Source organism: Clostridium sp. 1001270J_160509_D11, assembly GCF_015667935.1.
Lineage (GTDB): Bacteria > Bacillota > Clostridia > Peptostreptococcales > Peptostreptococcaceae > Intestinibacter.
The window spans coordinates 1-4,379 of sequence record NZ_JADPET010000190.1; the positions used below are offsets into that span (position 1 = coordinate 1).

At 26.5% G+C, this 4,379-nt stretch carries 5 protein-coding genes; 2 read left to right on the forward strand and 3 right to left on the reverse strand.

All coding sequences use genetic code 11. The features are described from left to right. Positions 1–150 precede the first annotated feature (150 nt). Positions 151–1,227 (forward strand): histidinol-phosphate transaminase, encoded by a 1,077-nt coding sequence (locus I4U58_RS12810; protein ID WP_195931733.1) that lies wholly within the window; start codon positions 151–153, stop codon positions 1,225–1,227. Positions 1,228–1,453: 226 nt separating this feature from the next. Here the strand turns inward: I4U58_RS12810 and I4U58_RS12815 are convergent, their stop codons facing one another. Further along, positions 1,454–1,735, reverse strand: a complete 282-nt coding sequence (locus I4U58_RS12815; RefSeq protein ID WP_195931734.1) for a HEAT repeat domain-containing protein — start codon at positions 1,733–1,735, stop codon at positions 1,454–1,456. A gap of 280 nt (positions 1,736–2,015) precedes the next feature. Here I4U58_RS12815 and I4U58_RS12820 point away from each other — a divergent pair, with 280 nt between their 5' ends. Further along, complete coding sequence (locus I4U58_RS12820) at positions 2,016–3,206, forward strand: PLP-dependent aminotransferase family protein (RefSeq protein WP_195931735.1); 1,191 nt, start codon at positions 2,016–2,018, stop codon at positions 3,204–3,206. Between the two features lie 102 nt (positions 3,207–3,308). Here the strand turns inward: I4U58_RS12820 and I4U58_RS12825 are convergent, their stop codons facing one another. Together I4U58_RS12825 and I4U58_RS12830 are read right to left on the reverse strand one after the other, a co-directional pair. Continuing rightward, on the reverse strand, positions 3,309–3,851 hold the full coding sequence (locus tag I4U58_RS12825; protein WP_195931736.1) for a hypothetical protein: 543 nt from the start codon (positions 3,849–3,851) through the stop codon (positions 3,309–3,311). 144 nt (positions 3,852–3,995) lie between these two features. Further along, the gene (locus tag I4U58_RS12830; RefSeq protein ID WP_207743896.1) at positions 3,996–4,217 is read right to left on the reverse strand and encodes a DUF1232 domain-containing protein; all 222 of its coding nucleotides are present in this window, start codon (positions 4,215–4,217) and stop codon (positions 3,996–3,998) included. Positions 4,218–4,379: the final 162 nt, after the last annotated feature.

Below are 4,379 nucleotides of genomic sequence, written 5' to 3' on the forward strand. Positions count from 1 at the left end.
AAAGGATATTAGAAACATATAAAGATGCAAAACGCCTATATTTTAAAGATATAGCTGATATAGATAAAGAAGAATTACTAAATAAGAAAATAAATTTTTTTCAAGATTAAAATGTATTTTCTTTATATTAACGTTTAGGGAGGATTTAAAATGAGTGTAAATCATGGTGCAAATTTATATGATTTATCAAGTAAATATGGATTTTCAAAAGATGAATTTATGGACTTCAGTTCTAATATAAATCCTTTTGGTACTTCAAATAAAGCAAAAGAATATGTAATTAACAATATAAATATGGTATCTATGTACCCAGACCCAGAATATGTATCTTTAAAAAAATCTATATCTAAATACTGCAATTGTCTAGATGAAAATATAGTTTTAGGAAGTGGAGCTACAGAATTAATTTCATCATTTATAAAAACTGTAAATCCTAAAAAAACTCTACTTTTATCACCTGCATATTCTGAATATGAACATGAATTAAATAAAATAGGTTCTGATATTATAAAATTTTTCTCTAAAGAAGAAAATAATTTCGCAATAGATGTAGAGGAATTAGTAACTGCTATAAATAAAGGCAACTATGATTTAACAATTATCTGTAATCCAAATAACCCTACAGGATTTGCCTTTTCTAGAGATGAAATTGAATATATATTAAAAAATACAAATTGTTATATTATGATTGATGAAACTTATATTGAGTTTACTGATACAAATACTTATTCATCTACTAAATTAGTAGATAATTACGATAAGCTTTTTGTAATTAGAGGTACATCAAAATTCTTTTCTACACCGGGAATTAGACTTGGATATGGTCTTATTGGAAATAAAGAAGTAAAAAATAAAATAAATGAAAATTTAGATTTATGGAATATAAATATAATTGCCGCTTCAATGGGAGAAATAATGTTTTTAGATAATATGTTTATTTTTAAAACTATCGATGCAATGCTTAGAGAAAGAGATTACTTAACTAATGAGTTAAGCACTATAAATGACTTAACTGTTTATCCTAGCAAAGGTAATTTTATATTATGCAAAATATCTTCAAAGAAGTTTACTGCTAAAGAACTTCGTGATAAACTCCTTCCAGAAAAAATTATAATTAGAGATTGTAATTCTTTCGAGGGGCTTTCTGAGTACTATTTTAGAGTTTGTATTTTAAAACCAAATGAAAATAAATTACTTGTAAAAACATTAAAAAATATATTTAAATAAATATCTGTACTTATATATTTTCTTTAAATATGCAAGTAAAGTTTAGATTTTAAAAGAATTTCAAATTAAATATATTATAAATATAAAAAAACTGCTTATTTTATAAGCAGTTTTTTTGCGGAATCATATTCATTGGGGATAGAAATACAACTCCATGGCATTTTAAAATTTTTTAAAATTGCCGTTTAAGTGGATATTTTAATTTTAGTTGATTACGTAATTAGTCTTAAGAAATTTTTCTAAGTGATTCAATTTCATAAAGCCACTTTTGAAAAAATTCTGTTTCTTTTCTTTCATTGTAGATTTTTCTTAGAGATTTTAAAGATACATTTCTAACTTCACTATGAGTATCTTTTAAACCTTCTTTTATTTTAGAAAGCACTCCGTCTAAATCTACAAAATTGCCAAGCGCTGTATATGCTGCAGCCCTTATCTTATAATTTTCTGATTTTGTACAAGCTATTAGTTTCTCCATTAAAGCATCTTTTTTTTCAAACTGATTATTCATTATAATCCTCCTTTATTGATTAAAACTTATGCTCCCTAGATTTAAAATTTAATAACCCTTAACAATTTCTTTTATTTTATATCTAAATTATAAATAAGAAATATGAACTTAATATAAATTATATCTTATGTTTTTCTTAATGAATATTAATATTTTCCTATTTTATTCGACCATATATCTTATAATATATATTTTTTTAACTCCTTTAGACAATTTTTGGTATATAATAACTATTATAAGATATAATTTTAATATTTAATTATACAAAGGGGGCACAATAATGGAATATAATTTTTCAAACAGATTTAAAAACTTAAAACCATCTCCAGCAGGAGATATATTAGCGACAATGGGGGATCCTAGTTTAATTAAATTTTCAGGCGGAAATCCTGCCACAGATTCATTCCCAATCGATAAAATAACAGAATTTTCAAATGAAGTTCTTACAAATAAACCATTATCTATACTAGAATATGGATTAACAGAAGGTTATCATCCTTTATTAGATGAAGCAAAAAAATTCTTTAATAGAGATGGAAGTGTTGTAAAAGACGGCGACATGATGATTTGTACTTCTGGTAGTCAACAAATAGCTGACTGTTTAGCAAAAATAATATGTAATGAAGGCGATACCGTTTTAACAGAAGATCCATCATTTCTTGGTGTTCTTGATTCAATAAGAAGCAATGGTGCTAATTTAGTTGGAGTAAAGATGGAGGATGACGGTATAGATTTAGCAGATTTAGAAGAAAAACTTCAAATAAAACCAACACCTAAATTTATATATGTTATACCTAATTTCCAAAATCCAACAGGTATAACAATGTCTCTTGAAAAACGTAAAGCTGTTTATGATCTATGTAAAAAATATAATGTATTAATTCTTGAAGATAATCCTTATGGACAATTGAGATTTAGTGGAGAGCCACTTCCACCTATAAAATCTTTTGATGAAGAAGGAATAGTTATATATGCAGCTAGCTTTTCAAAAATAATTGCACCTGGTATAAGAGTTGCCTGTGCAGTTGGTAAACCAGAAATTATAGGTGCACTAAAAAAAGTTAAATTCTTAAATGATGTACATAGTACTACTTGGAGCCAAGTTATATGCGAAAGAATTTTAGCTACTTGTGATATGGATGCTCAAATAGAAAAATTAAAAGATATCTATGGTGCAAAAAACAAAATAATGCAAGAAGAAATGGCTAAAAACTTCCACCCTAGTGTTAAATATACTAAGCCAGAAGGAGGTATGTTTGTCTGGGTTACATTACCTAATGGCGTTGATATGATGAAGTTTGTAGGTGAAGCATTAGAAAACAAAGTCGCATTAGTACCTGGAACAGCATTTTTAGCTGATACATCAATGCCTTGTCAAAGTTTCAGAATGAACTTCTCTACTCCATCTGTTGAAGATATAATAAAAGGAATAAGAATATTAGGCGAATTAACTTATAAATACTGTAAATAGTTATAATTAAAGCGAAGGAAATAACTAAATTAATTTGTTATACCTTCGCTTTTTATTTTATATGATTGCTTATTATTTTATTTTTTTATACTCTCTTCAATCTCAATTTTCTTCTTTATATTGTTTCAAAAAATCCTTATAGTCTTCTCTTGTAAAATTAAATGTCTTTATATAAGCAATTTTGCTTCCCACAAGTTTCTCTCCCGGCTTTGTATAATTATGATTTCCATAAGGCCATGCAACTCCAACTTCTATGCGGATTTTATCCACATTTTTATTATTATATAATTTTTCTATCTTATCCATAACCTCTTCTGTAGCCTCTTCTTTGACTTGGTTGTATATTTTATCATCAGAAGCTGAGCTTTTTTCTTCATCTGAAAGATTATTCTTTAATGCCTTTTTATAATTTTCTAAAGAAGGCACCTTAACTAGATAAAAAATATATGTCCTATCTCTTTCATTTGATTTTTCATTTATATGAACGATTCCTGTCCCCGTTGTTGAGCTATATTCCCCAAATACGGCATATATCGCATCTTTCTCACTGCTCGTCTGTGAAAATTCTTTAGTTGAATCTTTACTACACCCACACATAAAAATAGCAATTAAGTAAATCATTAAAAATAATTTTATTCTTTTCATAAAATTCCCCCGTTTAACAATCGTCTCGAAAAACCAACGTAAAATTTACCATTCTTAACATATATTATAGCAACAAAATCATCTTTAGTATCTGACTTTTTTGTAAGTTTACTAAATAATTTTAATATTTATTTTTAAATGTGATTATTCATCATCGTGGATTTCCCATTTAACATTTTCTATAATTTTTGACTTTGGACTATTTTCAAATTCAACCTTATATTTATTAAGTTCTTCATTTATTAGACCTATAGACCATACCAATATAAAAACATCATCTATAAATCCTAATCCTCCCAATAGAATTTCTGGTATAAAATCTATACTAGACATAAAATAAAATATAGTCACTAAAAATGTAGACACTATTTTTATTTTAGAAAAAACATTCGCCTCCCTATCCTTAAAAAATTCTGGAAGTATAAATAAATTCTTTATAAAAAATATCCCAAATCCCCCAGTTTACACTAGTCGCTGGACCAACTAAACCTTTTAACCAATCTATGCTTATTTTTGCACTATCTTTTA